Genomic DNA, 2,819 nt, shown 5'->3' with positions numbered 1-2,819 from the left:
GATGGGCCTATCGAACCTGAAAGTTGTAGCGGATCGGGGCTACTTCAGCGGGCAGGAGATAAGAACATGCGATCTGAACGGAATCCGCGCGTACGTACCCAAGCCGCTCACCTCTGCGTCACGGAAGAAAGGTCTGTTCACCAAAGCCGACTTTGTGTACGAGGCGAGGCGCGACGTGTATCGATGTCCTGCCGGTGAGAAAGCCATTTATCGATTTACGACCGTAGAGCATGAAATGAATCTGCGGGTCTACTGGCCGAGCGCGTGCCCGGGTTGCCCTATGAAGGCGCGATGCTCTCCCAGCGACTATCGCCGCATCCGAAGGTGGGAGCATGAAAAGATACTGGAAGTCATGGAGCGACGGCTCGACCGGAAGCCCAATGCAATGACCATCCGACGAAGTACCGTCGAGCACGTCTTCGGTACGCTCAAGCACTGGATGGGTCCTGCACACTTCCTGACCCGAACGCTCGGACGAGTGAGTACCGAGATGAGCCTGCAGCTATTAGCCTACAACCTGAAGCGTGTCATCAGCATACTGGGCGCGGCAAGAACTCTGAAGGCAATGAAGTTGGCGGGGGCCTGAGGCCCCGAGCGTCGTTGTTGCGCTCGTGACATTCGATCCCAACTTCAGTCCGTCGCGATTGCCGTTTCGCGGAATTTGGGCAGCGGCTCTCCACCGAATACCGGACCTTCTCGTTCGCGTGGTCAACCCGGACGCTTTCCTGCCGCCGGCGCGCCATGGAGGGTTGGTCGGCAACTTTAGTTTGCGGTAAGTCCGGTTGTATCGGCACGGTGGTTATGCGACTGCCGGTTGAGCGAATCTGCCAGTTCGCCGATCGCCATGGCCTTGGCAAAGTGCCAGCCTTGGGCGAACTCGACTCCCCGGTCGCTGAGGTACCTGGCCTGCTCCGCAGTCTCCACGCCTTCTGCAATGAGCCGAAGTCGCAGATCCTTGCCGAGTCCGATGATGTGCGCGACGACATGATTCTTGACAGATGCGGTGTCAATTGCGTCAACAAACGATTTGTCGATCTTCAGGTAGTCGGTGCCGAGCGTCTGCAGATAAGAGAGACTTGAGTAACCCGTGCCAAAGTCGTCGATGGCAACAGTCGAACCCATCCCCCGTATTTCCGCCAGAATCGGCCTTGCCTGGTCAGGCTTGATCAAGCTGCGCTCCGTGGCCTCGAACACGAAGTTGCGTGCCCTCGCTCCTGTTACGCGTTCAATGAAATTCTTCAGGCGCGGCACGACGTGAGGTGACTGCATTTCGGAGGCCGACAGATTGATGGCAACATGGAAATCGGGGTATTTCTCGAAAAACCCAGCCAGATCCGTTGCAGCCAGCTCGAACACGTGGTCGGTAATCTCCTCGATCAGGTGGCAGTCTTCAGCGACAGGGATGAAAATATCCGGTCGAACGTGCTCCCCGGTGCTCCGGCGCCAACGTAGCAGGGCCTCGGCGCCCACCCACCGGCCGGTTTTCAGATCGACCAGGGGTTGATAGACCAGATAGAATTCCTTTCTTCTGAGCCCCTCGCGGATCGCTTCAGAGAGCGGCAGCGCCTTGCGCGCCGACCGCCACGTCAGGAACATCAACACTACCATCGCGCAAACTGCGCACGACATGAGCACTATGCCGGCCTGGTGAATTCGCGCGTTCGCTGCATCCGCAGGAATCGAGGCAAATGCGAAGTAGTCGTACCTCGGGGAGCGCCACAGCGAAACGATCCTGTCGTCCGCGATAAATTCTGCATGCTGACCGTCACCCAGCATGGCATGCCAGTTCGGATTGAACTTTCCGCGAGACATTCTGACTTCGTTGGAGCTGTAGAGCACCGTGCCTAGCGCGACATCAGGGTCCTTTGTATCGACATCGATCGGCAAGGAGGGAGAAACGATGGCTGTGTATCCATTTGCGGCAGACGTGACCATGATCACAGGTTGTGATCTGACACTGCTGGCGAGAGAAAGATTAGCCTTGCGCAATTGGAGCAGCCCTCTCGCGGTGTGCTGAGAGGTCGGGACGGGCAACAGGATGCCGTCACCATGGCGTCCATAGGAAGAACACATAAGGCGGCTGTTCGCGACGTACCCCACTCCTTGCAGTTGCCCGTATTTCAGGTTGAGCTCTGCCATCAGCGCCAGCTGCTCTGGGGAGCAGGGAGCCGCATCGTGTGCTTGCAGCTCAGCAATCGCAGCGCGCACCTGGGCACTCGAGCGCTCACTGCGCTCCAGGACCTCTGCCGCTATCACGTTTAGCTTTGCAAACTCTTCTCGCATGATCTGGGCGCGCACAAATCCAAACGCGATACCAGCCAGCAAGACGATGGTCAGCGTCCCGACAACCGCCGTTGTCACAACTGCAATTCTCCGGCTATCGAACACTGCAGGAAGAACACAGACGAAGGGACGAGGTAAGGAAGAAAGTGCCCGTCGGGCGGCAGGAGCGGAGAGTGAACTCATGACAGGGCCCAAATGATGGGTAAGCCGGGCCCGGGCAACTGCTGCCAACATGCGTGTCTCCAGGATCGGGCGGACTCGAGAGAGAACAGCGGTAACACCGATAGCGAGAAGCAGCGGGTAGTATAGTCACCCCATTCGCGCATCAAGTTGACAACTCAACTATATGTTTTAATGTAAGCATTTTGTATGCGGCATGACGTCGCCAGTGTTCGCTTAATTCGCATCGTCCAGATCGGCATCGATTCCCGCCGTCGCCAGTTCCGGCTGGAAGAGGCAGTGATTCATATTGGCGTCGTGACGGCGGTCCGGGCCTTGGTGGCGCGACGAACGCTATCGCCACACGGACCTGCAAT

Annotated in this window: 2 protein-coding genes; one reads left to right on the top strand and one right to left on the bottom strand. The window is 57.9% G+C overall.

From position 1 onward, the window contains the following. The coding region (locus U5A52_RS42715) for a transposase (protein ID WP_321940410.1) at positions 1-586 on the top strand (586 nt) is incomplete at its 5' end. A gap of 176 nt (positions 587-762) precedes the next feature. Here the strand turns inward: U5A52_RS42715 and U5A52_RS42710 are convergent. Continuing rightward, the gene (locus U5A52_RS42710) at positions 763-2,517 is read right to left on the bottom strand and encodes an EAL domain-containing protein (RefSeq protein ID WP_321940408.1); all 1,755 of its coding nucleotides are present in this window, start codon (positions 2,515-2,517) and stop codon (positions 763-765) included. Between the last annotated feature and the right edge of the window lie 302 nt (positions 2,518-2,819).

The organism is Paraburkholderia sp. J8-2, from assembly GCF_905220195.1.
GTDB lineage: Bacteria > Pseudomonadota > Gammaproteobacteria > Burkholderiales > Burkholderiaceae > Paraburkholderia.
The sequence above is the reverse complement of the archived record's forward strand: the minus strand, read 5'-3'. Positions and strand labels throughout refer to the sequence as shown.